The organism is Micromonospora sp. NPDC005707, assembly GCF_040631005.1.
In the GTDB taxonomy this organism is placed as follows: Bacteria; Actinomycetota; Actinomycetes; order Mycobacteriales; family Micromonosporaceae; genus Micromonospora.
The window spans coordinates 49,326-65,495 of sequence record NZ_JBEXYR010000016.1 but is presented as its reverse complement, the minus strand read 5'-3'; the positions used below and the strand labels follow the sequence as shown (position 1 = coordinate 65,495).

General features: G+C 76.0%; 10 protein-coding genes, 1 tRNA gene and 1 pseudogene. 8 read left to right on the top strand and 4 right to left on the bottom strand.

From position 1 onward, the window contains the following. Positions 1-237: 237 nt before the first annotated feature. Positions 238-321, bottom strand: a tRNA-Leu gene (locus ABZ452_RS26660). 94 nt (positions 322-415) lie between these two features. Between ABZ452_RS26660 and ABZ452_RS26655 the strand changes: the two are divergent. The 6 genes and pseudogenes from ABZ452_RS26655 to ABZ452_RS26630 all read left to right on the top strand — a co-directional run. Then, a pseudogene (locus tag ABZ452_RS26655) lies at positions 416-775 on the top strand (tetratricopeptide repeat protein); the annotation flags it as partial. Positions 776-2,734: 1,959 nt separating this feature from the next. Continuing rightward, complete coding sequence (locus tag ABZ452_RS26650) at positions 2,735-3,835, top strand: fibronectin type III domain-containing protein (protein ID WP_357948541.1); 1,101 nt, start codon at positions 2,735-2,737, stop codon at positions 3,833-3,835. 203 nt (positions 3,836-4,038) lie between these two features. Further along, positions 4,039-6,603 carry a fibronectin type III domain-containing protein gene (locus ABZ452_RS26645; RefSeq protein ID WP_357948539.1) on the top strand — a complete coding sequence of 855 codons (2,565 nt, stop codon included), beginning with the start codon at positions 4,039-4,041 and terminating at the stop codon, positions 6,601-6,603. A 28-nt stretch (positions 6,604-6,631) separates the two neighbouring features. Beyond that, positions 6,632-7,627 carry a MoxR family ATPase gene (locus ABZ452_RS26640; RefSeq protein WP_357948290.1) on the top strand — a complete coding sequence of 332 codons (996 nt, stop codon included), beginning with the start codon at positions 6,632-6,634 and terminating at the stop codon, positions 7,625-7,627. Positions 7,628-7,630: 3 nt separating this feature from the next. Beyond that, positions 7,631-8,839: a DUF58 domain-containing protein gene (locus ABZ452_RS26635; RefSeq protein ID WP_357948287.1), complete on the top strand. Its 1,209-nt coding sequence runs from the start codon at positions 7,631-7,633 to the stop codon at positions 8,837-8,839. Positions 8,840-8,904: 65 nt separating this feature from the next. Further along, complete coding sequence (locus ABZ452_RS26630) at positions 8,905-11,136, top strand: transglutaminaseTgpA domain-containing protein (protein ID WP_357948536.1); 2,232 nt, start codon at positions 8,905-8,907, stop codon at positions 11,134-11,136. 62 nt (positions 11,137-11,198) lie between these two features. Here ABZ452_RS26630 and ABZ452_RS26625 read toward each other — a convergent pair whose 3' ends face one another. The 3 genes from ABZ452_RS26625 to ABZ452_RS26615 form a co-directional block, all read right to left on the bottom strand. Then, positions 11,199-11,825, bottom strand: a complete 627-nt coding sequence (locus ABZ452_RS26625) for an ElyC/SanA/YdcF family protein (protein ID WP_357948533.1) — start codon at positions 11,823-11,825, stop codon at positions 11,199-11,201. Positions 11,826-11,979: 154 nt separating this feature from the next. Further along, positions 11,980-12,780 (bottom strand): SDR family oxidoreductase, encoded by an 801-nt coding sequence (locus ABZ452_RS26620; RefSeq protein ID WP_357948284.1) that lies wholly within the window; start codon positions 12,778-12,780, stop codon positions 11,980-11,982. Position 12,781: 1 nt separating this feature from the next. Beyond that, entirely contained in the window at positions 12,782-13,762 is a 981-nt protein-coding gene (locus ABZ452_RS26615) for an LLM class F420-dependent oxidoreductase (protein WP_357948530.1), read from the bottom strand. A 187-nt stretch (positions 13,763-13,949) separates the two neighbouring features. On the opposite strand from ABZ452_RS26615, the gene ABZ452_RS26610 reads away from it, so the two are divergent. Beyond that, a complete protein-coding gene (locus ABZ452_RS26610) occupies positions 13,950-15,185 on the top strand; it encodes a low temperature requirement protein A (protein ID WP_357948281.1) in 1,236 nt (411 codons plus the stop codon). A gap of 54 nt (positions 15,186-15,239) precedes the next feature. Further along, a complete protein-coding gene (locus ABZ452_RS26605) occupies positions 15,240-16,091 on the top strand; it encodes a DUF1028 domain-containing protein (RefSeq protein WP_357948279.1) in 852 nt (283 codons plus the stop codon). Positions 16,092-16,170: the final 79 nt, after the last annotated feature.

Genomic DNA, 16,170 nt, shown 5'->3' with positions numbered 1-16,170 from the left:
CGCGCCGAAGCGGATCTTGACGCGAACGCGGGCAACAGGCCACGCCGGATGAGCCGAGCGGAAATTAGGAACCTGGTGAAGGCCATCGGCGATATCGCCGCGGCCCCTTCGCGAGGCCGACCCCGCGGACAAGGCCGAGGTCTACCGCCAACTCGGCCTTCGGCTCACCTACCAGCCGGAAACGCAAACGGTGCGCGCTTCAGTGGATCTAAGCGCGCACCGTGGGGTAATGGTTTGTGTCCGAGGGGGGACTTGAACCCCCACGCCCTATACGGGCACTAGCACCTCAAGCTAGCGCGTCTGCCATTCCGCCACCCGGACCTGCTCGTCCAGCCTACCCTGTCAGCCGAGGTGATCTTCTCACCGGTTCGGCCGCCCCGGTGGGCCGCACGGGGCATTACTGTACACGGCCCAGGTGGATCATGCACATCGCCGCCACGTCCCGGGGTTTCCCCAGGTCAGGGCAACAACGCGGCGGCCGGCACCGCCGTCCCGTACCGGATCCCCGGGGCCGGGTAGCGGGGAACCGCCGATTCCGGGCAGCATTGCTCACGTGTCCCACCCCTCCCCCCTGACCGCCGCTCAACACCAGGCCCTCGCGCTGCGCTCCGCGGGTGACCTGGCGACCGCCCGCCACCTGCTCGCCGACGCGATCGCGGCGGCCCGACCGGCGTACGGGGAGGACCACCCCGACGTACTGGCCACCGGCCACCTGCTGGCCCGCCTGCACCGCGAGGCCGACGATCCGGCCGCCGCCCGTCGGGTGCTCGAAGAGGCCTACGCGGCCGGCGAGCGTCGCCGCGGCGACGCCGACCCGCTGATGCTCGCGCTCAGCTTCGACCTCGCCGGGGTGGCGGAGGAGCTCGGCAACCGGCACGAGGCCCGCCGCAACTACACCCGCGTGGCCACCGCCGGGCCCGCCGTGCTCGGTCCGGACCACCCCGCGGTACGCGCAGCCCACCAGTACCTCGGCGGCTCCGCCGCCGCTCCCGTCCCGCCCGGCCCGCCTCCCGGCGGCTCCGCCGCCGCTGCCGGCCCACAACCCGATCCGGGGGCGCTGTCCGGGCCGACCATGTCGCTGCCCGCCATGCCACAGCCGTACCCGCCGCAGCCCGTCCCGCCCCGGCCGGGCGCACCCGCGGCGCCCGCTCCCGTCCCGCCGGTGCCCGGTGCCGAATGGGCGCCGCCGCCCGGGCCGGCCCGACCGGCCTCCTGGGCACCGCCTGGCCCCGGTCCGGCGACGCACCTGCCGCCCCCGCCGCCGGTTCCGCCCGTGCCGACGGGCGCCGCGCCCGCCTCGGCCCCGCTGCCACCACCCCCGATCATCCCCGCGCCGGCGTCCGCTCCCCCGACCCCGACCTCCGGGCCGGGTGCGCCCGGCGGCGCTGCGTCGAGTGGCTGGGCGGCCTCCACAGAGGCGACCACGCGGTTCCCCGCACCGCCCGTCGCCGGCCCGGCCCCAACCGTCCCGCCACCGCCGGTCGCTGCGGTGCCACCGGCACCCGGGGTCACGCCGGTCCCGCCCCGGCCTCCGGTCGTCTCGGCGCCGCCTCCGATCTCCACCCCACCGGCGCCGCCTCCGATCCCCGCCCCACCGGCGCCGGGGTTGGACGCGCCGGCCCCGCACCACGCCCCTAGGTCCGCACCGCCCGCGCCTGGGCCGGTCCCGCCCGCCCCGCATCTCGCGCCGCACGCACCCAGCCCGGCGCCGCCCGCCCCGCATCTCGGGCCGCACGCACCCAGCCCGACGCCGCCCGCCCCGCCGGGACCGGTTCCGCACGGCGCGCACCCGGCGCCGCACGCGCCCAGCTCTGCGCCGCCCGCCCAGGTGGTGCCGGCACCGCCCACGCAGCCCCCGCCGGTCGCGCCGCGCCCGGCACCGCCCGGGATGCCGTCGGCCCCCACCCACCGCTCGGTGCCCCCGGTCACGCCGACGCCGGTACCTCCCACGCCGATGCCGCCGGTCGCGGCCCCGCCGCAGGCTGCCACGGCGGCGATCCCGTTGCCGCCGGCGCCGGTCATCCCGCTCCCGTACCGACCCGTCTCGACGCCGCCGGCCGCCGGTCCCGCACCGGCGGCGCCGGTCTCCGGCGTGCCCGGACCATCGGTTCCGCCCGCCGGAACGGTCCCGCCGGCTCCGAGGATCCCGGCTCCGACCTCCGCCCCGCCCGCGTCCGGCGTGCTTCCTCCGCCTCCGCCCGTCCCGGTTTCCGCCCCCCCGGTGTCCGCGGCGCCGGCCCCGGCTCCGACCTCGGCCCCACCGGCGACGAGCGTCCCGCCACAACAGACGCCCGGCCAGCCGGGCACCGAGGTCGGCGAGCCCGGCGCCGGCGACGGGAGCAGCTTTCCCGCAGCCCCGGCAGCGGGGTGGGACAAGCCGACCATCCAGGTGCAGCAGATCGGCCCGCTGCTCCGGGAGGAGGCCGAGCGGACCGCCGCCTCGCCGCCCCCGGGTGCGACCGCTCCAGTGAGCAGCTCGCCCGTCAGCGCGCCCCCGGCGGCCATCTCGCCGGTGAGCGCACCCCCGGTGAGCGCACCCCCGGTGAGCGCGCCCCCGGTGAGCGGTCCGCCGGAGAGCGGCTCCTCCTTGCCACCGCAGCCCGTCAGCGGACCACCCGTCAGCGGCGCCCCCTTCCCACCCCAGCCCGTCAGCGGACCACCCGTCAGCGGCGCCCCCTTCCCACCCCAGCCCATCAGCGGACCACCCGTCAGCGGCGCCCCCGTCCCACCGCCTGTGGATGGTCCCGCGTCGCCTCCGCAGGAGAGCGCCGCGTCCTTCCCGTCACCGCCGGTCAGTGCTCCTCCGGCCGGCGTCGGACCGGGCACGGGCACACCCTTCGCCACCCCGCCGGCCGCCAACCAGCCGTTCAGCGCTCCCCCGGCCGGCGCCGGACCGGCCACGGGCACGCCCGCCGGCAACCCGCCGTTCAGCGCGCCGCCCGCCGGCCACCCGCCGTTCAGCGCGCCGCCCGCCAGCGGCCCGCCGGCAAGCACACCCCCACCGCCCGGATACCCGGTCAGTGGCCCGCCCGGCTACCCGCCGTCGGTGAGCGGGCCGCCCGCCGCGGCGCCGGTCAGCGCCTCGCCAGTGCCGCCGTGGGGGATGACCGCGCCGCCGTGGAGCAGCGCCGCCCCGCCGCAGGCCCTCGACCGTCCCGGCGACCCGCGTCCGGAGCCGGTCGTGGACGAGCCCGACACGGTGGACCCGGACCCGGACCTGGCGCCGGAGAGCGGGGACGACGCACCGCGGCCGCTGCCGGTCTACGACGGGTTGCTGAACTTCCCCGAGTCGCAGCAGCCGGCCCCGGAGCCGTACCCGAGCCAGGGGGCCTGGCCGGCGGTGCCGCCGGCGTTCCACCAGCCGGCCGCGTACCCGATGGTGGAGGAGCCGGAGCCGCGCGGCCGCAACCGGACGGTGGTGGCCGTGGTGGCGGGCGCCGTGGTGGTCGCGGTGGCGGCCGCCGTCGGGGTGGGCGCGGTGCTGCTCAACCGGGATCCGGCGCCGCCGCCCGGGCCGGCGCCGACCGTGGCGAAGCCAAAGGTGAGCGGTCCGCCGCCGGGTGACCTGCGGTTGCAGGACGACACCACCACGATCACGGTCACCTGGACCGACCCGACGAACGGCGGGGTGCCGTTCGTGGTGGCCGGCGGGCGGGCCGGGCAGAAGTTGGGGGTGATGGCCACGGTGGACGCCGGGCAGACCCGCTACACGGTGAACGGGTTGAGCCCGAAGTTGGACTACTGCTTCACGGTGCTGGCCGTCTACTCGACGGACACCTACGCCACCTCGGGTCAGGTGTGCACCGACCGGGAGGGCGGCACGACGCCGAATTAGCCGCCACCGCAACACGCTCGGTGTCCACAGGGGGACGGTGCGGGTTTCACCGGCCTCGGCCGGCCCCTATGATGGCTCCCGGCTCTGGGGAGGGTCGACCACGCGCGCCGCCCTCCCTCACCGACGCGGGGAGGCAGCCGCCAGTGACCACCATCGAGAGCGTCACGAGCACCGGGCCGGAGACGGCCCGCCCCCGGTCCCGGATGCGGGGCGGGCTGGTGACCATCGGCACCGTGGCCGCGCTGCTGGTCGCCATGGGGTTGACCGTGCTCGGATTGGGCGCCGCCGACAACGCGGTGGCCAACTACGACGCCTCCTCCTGGTTGTGGAGCACCAGCCGCAGCGAGCTGGCCCGGGTCAACGGGGTCACCGCCCGGGTGGACACCCGCATGGAGGTGCCCGGCGGACGACGGCACCAGATGCAGGTCGCCCAGACCGACCGGCTGCTGATCCTGCGTGACCTGAACACCGGCCAGGTCAGCTCGCTGGACCTGGCGACCCTCCAGATCACGGCGACCACGCCGACCGCACCGGGCCTCGGGGTGAGTGTGGCGCTGCACGAGGACGCGGCGTTCGTCGTCGACGCGGTGCAGGGCATCGTCCGGCAACTCGACCCGCGGTCGCTGACCCCGGTGGGCGAGCCGGTGCGTTACCCGCCGGGCATCACCGGTGGCGCGTTCGACGGCGCCGGCCGGCTGTGGATCGCGGTGCCGAGCGAGGGCACCGTCTCGGCGGTCACCGCCGCCGAGCTGCCCGCCACCCCGGGCGCCGCGCCACCCGCCGGGCTCAGCCCGAAGCGGGTGGAGACGTACGAGGTGGCGGAGCCCGCCCACGAGCTGGTGGTGTCCACGTTGGACGACGGCGTGGCGGTGCTCGACCGCACCTCCGCCTCGCTGGTCACCGTGCGGGCCGGGCAGACGCAGCGGGCCAACCTGACGATGACCGCCCCGGGCAGCCTGCCGACGCGCACCACCGGCGATCAGGTGCCGGTCACGGTGAGCGGTGAGCGGAAGGTGCACGTGGTCCGCGACGCCGCCGAGGTGCAGCGGTTCACGGTGCCCGGCGCGGGCGGGCAGCTCAGCCCGGCGGTGGCGTGGGCGGGTCGGTTCTACTGCGCCGACGAGACCACCGGCACGGTCTACTCGTTCGACGCGAACGGGCAGCTCGTCGACACCATCAAGGGTTCCGGGCGGCCCGGGCCGATGGAGCTGGAGGTCCGCGAGAACCACCTCTTCATCAACCCGCCGAACTCGTCGACCGCGCAGGTCGTGGACGACCGCAACCAGGTGCGCGAGGTCAACAAGTACGCCAACGACGTGCTCGGCGGCGACCCGCCGCCGGTTGCCCCGCCGCCGCCCCCGCCGAAGAAGCCGAAGGTGGGCAAGCCGGGCGCGCCGCGCGCGGTGACCGCCGCCGCGGGGAACGCGTCGGCGCGGGTGAGCTGGCAGCCGGCCGCGTCCAACGGCGCCGAGATCACCAGGTACGTGGTCGAGGGCGCCGATCAGCGCCACGAGGTGGGCGCGAACCAGCGCGCCCTCGAGATCACCGGGCTGACCAACGGCGAGACGTACACGTTCTCGGTGCACGCGGTGAACGCCAAGGGCGACGGGCCGGCGCGCCGGAGCAACCCGGTCACGCCGACCGCCGCCGTACCGGACCCGCCGGCCAGTGTCACCGCCGAGGCCCGTCCGGACGGCACGGTGCTCGTGAGGTGGCCGGCGGCCAACGGCCAGGGCAACACCGTCACGAGGTACGCGGTGACCGCCAGCTCGGCCGGCGCGACGGCCCCCGCCGGCGAGTCGCCGAAGACCGAGCTGGTCATCCCCGCCGGTCAGTTGGAGTACGGCACGCAGTACGCCTTCACCGTGATCGCGGTGAGCGACAAGGGCGCCGGGTCCAAGGCCTCGCCGCTGAGCAACACGGTGGCGCCGTTCACCGTGCCGAAGGCGCCGACCGAGCTGCGCGCGTCCACGGTGGCCGACCAGCCGGGCACCATCGCGGTGCAGTGGGCGCCGGCGGTGGAGAACGGCCGCCCCGTGACGAAGTATGTGGTCGAGGCCGCCGGGAAGACCACCGAGGTGACCGACGTGCAAACCACGATCGGCGGGCTCGGCGACGGGCAGAACATCACGGTGAAGGTGAAGGCGGTCAACGAGGCCGGCCCGGGCGCGGAGGCCAGCACCACGGCCCGCACGGTGGCCGCGCCCCGGGTCACCATGACCGGCTCGTCGGCCGACGCCACCTCGGTGACGGTGACGTTCACCGTCGACGCGGGCGGTGGCCGGGCGACCTGCACGGCCGCCACCGGCGGCAAGACCGCCAGCGGGAGCTGCTCCAGCCTGCGGGTGACCGGCCTGACGCCGGGGACCGCGTACACGGTGACGGTGACCGCCAGCAACGCGGCCGGCAAGGGCACCGGCAGCCGGGCGCAGAGCACCGACGCGCTCTACGGCATCGCGACCTGCAACAACGGTCCGGACGGCGACCAGCGCACGTACTGCGACGCGGAGGTGGACGGCCGCAACGGCAACGAGATCTTCTCGGTGGCGCGGCAGCTCAACGCCAAGCAGGTCGGCTGGGCGAAGCCCGGCACCCGGCTGAAGGCGTACTGCCGGAAGCAGGGCGACAACGTCGACTCGTGGATCTACAACAACCAGAAGCAGAGCACCTGGTGGGTGCAGGTCGAGTACTCCGGCAAGAACTACATCCCGTGGGCATGGCTGAACCTGGAGGGTGGCGACAACATCAACCTCCTGCCCACCTGCTGACCGCGCCACCTCGAGGAGCACCGCGCACGTGACAACCCACGAACCGCTCACCCAGCCGGAGGTGCAGGGCTTCGCCGCCCTGGCCGCCCGGCTGGCCGAGAACGTCAACGCGGTCGTGCTGGGCAAGCCGCAGGTGGTCCGGCTGGCGCTGACCGCTCTCTTCGCCCAGGGGCACGTGCTGCTGGAGGACGTGCCCGGGGTGGGCAAGACCACCCTGGCCCGGGCGGTCGCGGCGACCGTCAAGGGCCAGTGGCGGCGCATCCAGTTCACGCCGGACCTGCTCCCCTCGGACGTGTCCGGGGTGACGATCTTCAACCAGGCCAGCCGGGGTTTCGAGTTCCACCCGGGGCCGGTCTTCGCCAACATCGTCATCGCCGACGAGATCAACCGGGCCTCGCCGAAGACCCAGTCGGCGCTGCTGGAGGTGATGGAGGAGCGCACGGTCACCGTGGACGGCGTACGCCATCCGGTGCCGCAGCCGTTCCTGGTGGTGGCGACCCAGAACCCGGTGGAGATGGACGGCACCTACCGGCTGCCCGAGGCCCAGCTCGACCGGTTCCTGGTGAAGCTCTCCGTCGGCTACCCGGACGAGGCCGTCGAGGTGGAGGTGCTGCGCGGCGCCACGCTCCGCTCCCCCGACTCGCTCACCGCGGTGACCGACACGGCCACCGTCGGGGAGATGGTGAAGATGGCCCGGCGGGTGCACATCGCCGAGCCGCTCTACACGTACGCGGTGCGGCTGGCCGCGGCGACCCGCACCCACCCGCAGGTGCGGGTCGGGGTCAGCCCCCGGGGCGTGATCGCGCTGACCCGGGCGGCGTGCGCGTACGCGCTGATCGACGGGCGGGGCTGGATCATGCCGGAGGACCTGAAGACGCTCGTCGAGCCGGTCTTCGCGCACCGGCTGCTGCTCACCCCGGACGCGCAGGTGCGTGGGGTTACTCCCGCCGACGTGCTGCGCCAGGCGGTCGCGTCGGTGCCGGTGCCGCTGCCGTCGGGCCAGCCCGCCCCGGTCCACGGCTGAGCGGTGGGAATCACCGCCCGTGGTGTCGGGCTGCTCGTCGCCGCCGTGGTGCTGCTCGGGGTCGGCTTCCGGTACGCGTACCCGGAGCTGACCGTGCTCGGCGCGGCGGCCGGCGTCGCCGTCGGTTACGCGCTGGTCACGGCCGCCTGGCGGCCCCGGCTGACGGTCGAGCGGGTGGCCGACCCGGACCGGGTGGCCCGGGGTGAGCCGGCGGCCATGGTGCTGACCGTGCGCAACACCGGCCGGCTGCGGGCGGCGAACCTGGTGGCCGAGGACCGGTGCGGCGGCCGGCTGGTGCCGGTGCCGCTGCTGCGGTTGCGTCCGGGGCGGGACACCGAGGTGCGCTATCCGGTGCCGACCCGGCGCCGGGGTGTGGTGCCGGTCGGGCCGCTGCGGGTGACCCGGCGCGATCCGCTCGGGCTGGTGTCGCTGGCCCGCGCGTACGGGGAGCCCGTGCCGGTGTGGGTGCACCCGCGCATCCATCCGCTGTCGGCGGTGCCGACGGGCGCGGGCCGGAGCCTGGACGGGCGCACCGACAGCGTGCCGCACGGCTCGATCACCTTCGACTCGCTGCGCGAGTACGTGGTCGGCGACGAGCTGCGCCGGGTGCACTGGCGGACCAGCGCCAAGGTCGGCGAGCTGATGGTGCGGGAGAACGTGGACACCAGCCTGCCCCAGCTCGTGGTGGTGCTGGACAACCGGGCGGCCGCCCACCCGGACCGGGACGCCGGCACGGCCGAGTCGTTCGAGTCGGGGTGCGAGGCGGCGGCGTCCGTGGTGGCCGCCGCGACCCGGGAGGACCTGCCGGTGACCCTGCTGCTGGTCGCGCCCCCCGCCGAGGGTCCGGCCGAGGCTGCCGACGGCTCCGGGTCGTCGCGCGGTCTCCGGCACGCCGAGCTGGCCGTGTCGCACGGCCCGCTGGACCGGCTCGCCGCGGCGGAGCTGGCCGACGGCGGGGAGGACGTGCTGCGTACCGCGCTGGGCCGGCTGCGGCAGGAACGGCTCGGCGACACCCTCGTCTTCCTCACCGGGCCGGGGGCACGTGGCGACCTGGGGCACGTCGGGGCGCTGCGCCGCGCGTACCCGTCGGTGGTGGTCGGAATGTTCGGGGCGGCCGAGCCGACGGCGGCCGGCGCGGCGGACCTGGTGGTGGTGGACGCGGCGGACGGCGCCGGGTTCGCCGCCGAGTGGGACGGGATCCGCCGGTGGTGACCGTGACGCCGCCGCGCCCGGCGGTCGACGCGCCGGCCGGGCCGGCCGGCGGCGGGCCGGGTCCCGTGGCGCGGGTGCTGCGGGCCGTGCCGGTGCCGCTGGCGCTGATCGTCATGATCGCGCTGGCCGGTGTGGTGCTGGGCCGGGTCTACGCGGACCCGCTGCTGACCCGCCTGACAGCCGGCGCGGCGGTCGGCTCGGTGCTGGTGAGCGTCGCGACCCGGCGGCTGCCGTCCTGGCTGGTGGCGCCGCTGTCGGTGGCCGCGCTGGCCGGCTGGGCGCTGCTGTCGCTGCGGCTGGCCGCCGCCCACGCGGCGCTGCCCGGCGGCTTGGGCGAGGTGGCGGCGGACGCCGCCCGCAACGCCATCCCCCGGCTGCTCACCGCGATGATCCCGGTGGAGCCGGCCCCGGACACCGTGCTCGTCCCGGTGGTCGCCGCCTGGCTGGCCGGGCTGGCCGCCGCCGAGGTGGCGCTGCGGGCCGGCCGGGTCCTGCTCGGCTACCTTCCGCCGGTGCTGCTCTACGCCGGCGCGCTCTACGTGGTCGGGCCGAACGCGGGCCCGGCGGTCGGGCCGACGGTGCTGTTCGCGGCGGTCGCCGCCATCGGCCTGGCGGCGCCCGGCGGGCGGGCCGACCCGGCCGGCGCGGATCCGGTGGCCGGTCTCGCCCCGGCGGTGCGCGCGGCGGTGCGGCTGCGGCTGTTCGCGGCCGGCGCGGCCGGGGTGGCGGTGGTGGTGGCCCTCGCCGCGCTGCTCGCCCCGGTGGTGGCCGGCCAGGTGGACGACCGGCCGGTCGACCCGCGCCGCTACGTCGAGCCGCCGCAGGTGGAGTCGCTGGACGAGAACCCGCTCATCCGGATCTCCGGGTGGGCGCTGAACCCCGACCAGAAGCTGCTCGACGTGCGCACCGAGGCGGGCGCCACGCAGGCCGGGCCGCCGCGGATCCGGCTGGCGGTGCTCAGCGACTACGACGGGGTGACCTGGCGGGTGGGCGCCACCTACCGGAACGCGGGGCGGATCCTGCCGGCCACCGAGCCGGCGGGCGGCACCGCCACCGACCCGGTACGCCAGGAGATCACGGTGGCCGACCTGACGGGGCGGCTGCTGCCCGCCGTGCCGACCCCGCGTGAGGTGAGCGGCGCGCGGGTGGCGTACGACCCGGCGACCGGGACGCTGATCCGGCCGGAAGGGCTGGCGCCGGGGCTGCGGTACACGGTCGCCTCGGTCCGGGAGCAGCCGGACGTGAACCTGCTCAGCACCGCGAACGTGCCGGCCGGCGACGCGGTGGCCCGGGTCCTGCGGGTCGCCGACGGTGCCCCGGAGCAGATGCGCCGGCTGGCCACCCAGCTCGCCGAGGAGAACGGCGCCCCGTACGCCCGGGGTGCCGCGATCGCGGACTTCCTCGCCGAGCACTACCGGGTGACCGCGGACGCCCCGAGCGGGCACGCGTACCCGAACCTGGCGTTCTTCCTGTTCGGACCGCGCAACGGCGGCGGGCAGCGCGGCACGTCCGAGCAGTTCGCGGCGGCGTTCGCGGTGCTGGGTCGGCTGGCCGGCCTGCCCACCCGGGTGGTGGTGGGCTTCGAGCCCAAGGCCGACGGCCCGGTCCGGGCGGCGGACGCGTACGCCTGGCCGGAGGTGCTGTTCGAGGGCGTCGGATGGGTGCCGTTCGACCCCATGCCGCGCCCGGACGAGGAGCCGCGCCCGGTGGAGGAGGACTTCCGGCCGAAGCCGGAGGACCCGCCGCCGTCCGAGGTGCCCGCGCCGACCGTGGAACCCACGGCCACGCCACCGGCGGCGGCCGCCCCGGACCGGCGCGGCGGCCAGGCCGGACCGGGTACGCCGGTGCTTGTCGGCGGCGGCGCCGGCGGCCTGGTGCTGCTGCTCGGGGCGTTGCTGCTGACCCTGGCCGCACTGCGCCGCAGACTGAGCCGTGGCCGGCTGGCCGACGGCGACCCGGGCCGCCGGATCGCGGGCGCCTGGCGGGAGCTGACCGACGCGCTGCGGCTGGCCGGCCACCCGGCCGGCGCGGACCTCGCGGCGGCGGAGGTGGCCGACCGGGCCCGCCGCACCCTCGCCGAGGCGCAGGCCGGGCAGGTTCCGGTGGGTGGCGAGGTGGACGAGCTGGCCGGCCTGCTCAATCAGGTGGCCTTCGCTCCCGGCACGGCCACCCCGGCGCAGGCCGACCGGGCGGCGGCCCTCGCCACCGGCTACGTCACCGCCCTCCGCAGCACCCGCTCGCGCTGGCGCCGCCTCCTGTGGACCGTCCACCCCGGCCCGCTGCGCTGGCGCCGCTGACCAGCGCCCGACCGTGGCGACTCTCCGCGCTGACCCTCGCCCTGTTCGCCCTGCCGGGCCATTCAGCTGCCGCTGTCGGCCGGGCTCGGTACGAGGAGTGCCGTGTGATGGCTCCAGAGCCACCGCAGGTACTCCTGCAGTTCCGCCGCTGTGGCGAGCCAACCGTTGCCCACGTAGGTGAGGATGCGCTTGACCTCACCGGGCACGAGCTCGTAGGCGGTCGCTCCCGTTTCCGGAACGGGTGTGTCCGGGGGAATGGCCACGGGCAACGGAATGATCGGAAGGCGCGTTCCACTCCCGGCGAGTGCCTTGAGGACCGTGAGGTAGGCGCGGGTCAGGTGGTAGGGAGAGACGGCGAGCGCGAGGCTGGTGATCCCGCGTGCGCGGACCTCGTCGGCGATCCATGCGGCCTGCAGGCCGGTGTTGGGAGCCGGCTCGGCTTGGAGACAGACCCCACTGAGGCGCCGAAGGCCGAGACTCCGCAGGTGGTCGAAGGTGATCTCGGCGTAGGTTACTTCGGTCGGATTCCCGTTCGCGACCAGCAGGTGGCGGAACCCCGGGTTCGCCTCCCAGCAGCGGATCGCGTGGGTGAGACGCGAATCTTCGCCCTGACCGGTGGCGACGACGAGCGCCTCGACGTGGTCGGCGGCTGACTGGGGCAGAGTCAGGATCATCGTGAGGGCTTTCATCACGTCCAGAAGCTGACCGGCCGTGAAGCCGGCGAAGTCCTCTTCCGTCACGACCCGAGGGGCCGTCTCGTGGGGATTCACCGGGCCGCCCCGGCGGTCTCGACCTTGAGGCCCGCCTGGAACCACGCGCCCCCGATCACCACGACAGCACCTCCTACCGTTCCGCGGCGCGCAGCTTGCGGACGAGTTTGCGCAGGCCGGCCTGCCAGCCGTCGGGGTCCTCGGCGCGGCGGCGGGCGTAGCCGGCGACCTCCGGGTGCGGCAGGATGAGGAACCGCTCCTCGGCCAGCCCGGCGATGGTGGCGTCGGCGACCTGGTCGGGGGTGAGGATCGCGCCGGAGGCGGCGATCACGCGGGCGCCCAGGTGGCCCTCGGCCAGGCCACCGGCGAGCATGGGGGTGTCCACGCCCTGCGGGCAGAGCGCGCTGACCCGGACGCCGGCGTCCCGGTAGGTGATGGCGAGCCATTCGGCGAGGCCGACGGCCGCGTGCTTCGTCGCCGTGTACGGGGCGTCGCCCACCGCGGTCAGCACGCCCGCCGCCGAGCAGGTGAAGAGGAGGTAGCCCTGGCCGCGCCGGAGCATCGACGGCAGCGCCGCCCGGGCGCTGTGCACGTGCCCCAGCACGTTGACCCGCCAGGCGCGTTCCCAGTCGGCGTCGGGCGCGTCCACTCCCCCGCCGGTGGACACCCCGGCGTTGGCGCAGAACAGGTCGATCCGGCCGTAGCGGCGCTCGGTCTCGTCGACCAGCGCCCGCACCTGCGCCTCGTCGGTGACGTCGAGGCCGACGCCGTGCGCCACCGGCCCGATGCCCTCGGCGACGGCGCGCGCGGCCCCGGCGTCGAGGTCGGCCAGGACGACGGCGGCGGCGCCCTCGGCGGCGAACCGGCGGCCGAGCGCCGCCCCGATGCCGCCCGCCCCGCCGGTGATCACGGCCACCCGGTCGGTCAGGTTCATCTCAGCCCGCCTCCCCGCTGGTCACGCCGAGCCGCGGAAGCAGACCGGCCCAGGCCGCCGCGCCGCCGGCGGTCAGCTCCGGGGTGGGCAGCAGCGCCAGCACGGGCACGTCCACGCCGTGGTCGGCGTACCGGCGGGCCTGGGCGACGCACTCCTCGGGCGAGCCGTGCAGGATCAACGCGTCGACCACCTCGTCCGGCACCGCCGCCGAGGCGCCCCGCCGGTCCCCGGCGGCCCACGCCTCCCACATCGGGCCGAGGCTGTCCTGGCGCCCCAGCCACCGGTGGAAGGCCGCGTACGCCGGCACGGTGAGGTAGCCGGTGATCAGCCGGCGGCCCAGCGCCCGGGCGTATGTGGCGTCCTCGGTGGGGCAGACGAAGATCCGGGCGGCGACCTCGAAGCCCGGGCGGCGCTCGCCCAGCTCGGCCAGGGCGGTGGGCACGTCGTCGGCGGCCAGCCAGTTGAGGATCACCCCGTCGGCCTCGGCTGCGGCGAGCCGCAGCATGCCCGGCCGCAGGGCGGCCAGCAGCACGGGCGGCGGCACCGACGGCGGGCGTTCCAGGGTGAACCGCCGGACGGTGAAGGTGTCGTACACCTCGTCGACGGTCTCCCCGCGCAGCGCGGCGCGCAGGAAGCGCAGCACGTCCCGGGTCCGTGCGAACGGCTCGTCGAAGCGCACCGCGTTCCAGTCCCGGACGAGCACCGGCGAGGAGGCGCCGATGCCCAGCGCGAAGCGGCCCGGCGCGGCCTCGGCGAGGGCGGCGGCGCTCATCGCGAGCAGGCCGGGCCCCCGGGTGAACACCGGGGCGATCGCGGTGCCCAGGCGCAGCCGCGGTTGCCAGGCGGCGGCGAGCGCGAGGGGGGTGAACGCGTCGGTGCCGGCGACCTCCGACGACCAGACGTCGGTGAAGCCGGCCCGGTCGAGCGCCGCGTAGACCGTGGCGTGGTCGGCGAGCGTGACGCCGGCCAGCGGCACGGTCATGCCCCATCGATTCGTCACCGGTCGATCGTGCCCGGTGGCCGCCGTCCGGGGCAAGATCCCGACCGGCGGTTCCCGGCCGCGGGGCGACGCGCGGAGTCGCAGGGGTGATCCGGCCGATAGGCGGCGCTGCCACCCGGAAAGAGTGCTACGACTGCCAGATGGGGTGGACCGGGGTCGGGAGGCGGCGGTGAGGATTCCGGAGCCGGCCGCCCTGCTCCGGCCGGACGGCGGCCCGAACCGGGCGACGTTCCTGGAGCTGTTCTTCGACCTGGTGTTCGTCTTCGCGCTGACCCGGATCTCCGCCCGCGCCTTCGAGGACCTGGCGCTGGAAGGGGGCAAGACCGGCTGGACGGCCCTGACCGGGGGCGGCAAGACGCTGCTGTTGTTCCTCGCGCTCTGGGCTGTCTGGCAGGGCACCGCCTGGACCACCAGCCGCTACGACCCGTACAACATCTGGCTCCAGGTCATCGTGGTCATCGCGCTGGTGGGCAGCATGGTGATGGCGGTCGCGATCCCCCGTGCCTTCAGCAGCACCGGCCTGGCCCTCGCCATCGCGTACGTGGTGGTGCAGGTGACCCGGCCGGGGATTCTGCTGCTGACCCTCGGTCGGATCCAGCACCGCCAGCTGAAGAAGCGCATGCTGATCACGTTCAGCGTGACCGGGGTGCTCTGGCTGGCCGGCGCGCTGCTGCCCGTCGACACACGGGTGACGCTCTGGACGCTCGCGCTCCTGCTGGAGTACCTGGCGTCCCGGTTCGGCTGGCCGGTGCCCGGGCTCGGCCGGTCGACCGTCTCCCGTTGGGACATCCACGGGGAGCACCTGGCCGAGCGTTACCAGCAGTTCTTCCTGGTCGCGCTCGGCGAGACGATCCTGATCGCCGGGCTGGCGTACAGCCGGGCACCGGACAGCGCCACCGGCACTGCCGCGTTCGCCGCGGCGCTGCTCACCTCGGTGCTGCTCTGGCGGATCTACGTGCAGCGGGCCGGGCGGATCCTGGGCGAGGCCGTGACCCGGGCCGCGCACCCGGCCACCATCGGTCGCTCGGCGGCCGACACCCACCTGGTGATGGTGATCGGCGTGGTGTCCACCGCGATCGGCTACGAGCTGGTCAACGAGCACCCGACCGGCCACAACGAGGTCGGCTGGCTCGCCATGATCCTCGGCGGTCCGGCGGTCTTCCTGCTCGGGCGGGCGCGCTTCGAGTACGAGGTGTTCGGCCGGGTGTCCCCGTCGCGCTGGGTGGCCGTCCTCGTGCTGGTGCTGCTCATGCCGGTGCTCAAGCCCGCCCTGCCGCTGACCGCGGCGATCGCCACGCCGCTGGTCGCGGCGTTCGCCGCGCCGCTGGTGCTGCTCGGGGTGGCGATCGCCGACGCCCGCCGCGCCTGGGGCCGCCCACCGGAGGAGGCCGCCCCGCCGTTCTGACCACGACGCCGTCGTGGGCCGCTGGCGGCCTCGCCCCGGCGATACCATCCGCGGGTGACCTTCTCGATCGTGGCGCGCTCCGCCGACGGGCTCCTGCACGGCATCGCCGTGGCCAGCAAGTTCCTCGCCGCCGGGGCGCTGGTGCCGGCCGCCGAGGCCGAGGTCGGCGCGATCGCCAGCCAGGCCCACGCGAACCTGGCGTACCGCGCGCAGGGGCTCACCATGCTGCGCACCGGCGTGCCCGCGGCCGACGTCGTGGCCGGCCTGATCGCCGCCGACCCGGGCCGCGACGACCGGCAGCTCGGTGTGGTGGGAGCGAAGGGCGACGGCGCCACGTGGACCGGGCCGGGCTGCCACCCCTGGGCGGGCGGCCAGTCCGGCGACGGCTGGGCGGCGCAGGGCAACATCCTGGCCGGCCCGGAGGTCATCGACGCGCTCCGGGACACCTGGCTCGGCGGGGCCGACCTGCCGTTTCCGCAGCGGCTGCTGGCCGCCCTCGCCGCCGGTGACCGGGCCGGCGGCGACCGGCGGGGCCGGCAGAGCGCCGCCCTGTTCGTGGTGCAGCGGCACGGCGGCTACGCCGGCACCGGCGACGAGCTGGTCGACCTGCGGGTCGACGACCACCGCGACCCGGTCGGCGAGCTGGGGCGGCTGCTCGCCATCCACACGCTGCTCTTCGGCAAGCCCGACCCGGCCACCCTGCTCGACCTCACCGGGCCGGTCGCCGACGAGGTGACGGCGCTGCTGGCCGCCGCCGGCCACCCGGTCGGCCCGGCCGGGGTGGAGGAGGCGCTCGACGCCTGGGCGGGTGTCGAGAACCTGGAGGAACGCATCGTCCCGGGCCGGATCGACCCCGTCGTCCTGGACCACCTGCGCCGCATCACCGCGCCGGCCACCGAGGCCTGACCGCCGCCGGGAGAACCAGCGCCGGCCGGTGCTGCGCGCAGTCGTGGCGGGCAGCGAACCGTAAGGGCTTCGCAAGGTC

Coding starts and splice junctions, on each gene's coding strand:
- ABZ452_RS26645 (WP_357948539.1), top strand. CDS start 4,039: ATGCGGGGCGGGCTGGTGACCATCGGCACCGTGGCCGCGCTGCTGGTC.
- ABZ452_RS26625 (WP_357948533.1), bottom strand. CDS start 11,825: ATGAAAGCCCTCACGATGATCCTGACTCTGCCCCAGTCAGCCGCCGAC.
- ABZ452_RS26620 (WP_357948284.1), bottom strand. CDS start 12,780: ATGAACCTGACCGACCGGGTGGCCGTGATCACCGGCGGGGCGGGCGGC.
- ABZ452_RS26615 (WP_357948530.1), bottom strand. CDS start 13,762: ATGACCGTGCCGCTGGCCGGCGTCACGCTCGCCGACCACGCCACGGTC.